The following is a 322-nucleotide window of genomic DNA, read 5'->3' on the forward strand; positions in this document are numbered from 1 at the left end:
TGAGAAAGCAAAGAAAGAGCTGAATTACTTGCCACGAACACTCGAAGAAGGAATGAAGGAAATGTTTGCAAACCATTTTTACTGATTATCGTTAAGCCCCACAATACTGTCGCCCGAAAGGAGTCCGGCAACCATCGCTGGAGAACCGGGCGCAACACTATCCGCAATGTATATCACTTGTATGGCTATCAGCAGATAGAAACTCCTTCTATGGAAATGCTCTCTACACTTATGGCTGCAGATATCCTAATTCATCGTGCAGTAAAAGTCCCTGTAGGAAAAGACCAGGAGCAAAACATGGAAATGGCACGCAAATTTGCCC

1 pseudogene is annotated in these 322 nt (G+C 44.4%); it reads left to right on the forward strand.

From position 1 onward, the window contains the following. Positions 1–225 precede the first annotated feature (225 nt). Positions 226–322, forward strand: a pseudogene (locus tag D0T50_RS13505) (hypothetical protein); the annotation flags it as partial.

Origin of the sequence: Bacteroides sp. 214 (assembly GCF_010501015.1) — a bacterium.
In the GTDB taxonomy this organism is placed as follows: domain Bacteria; phylum Bacteroidota; class Bacteroidia; order Bacteroidales; family Bacteroidaceae; genus Bacteroides.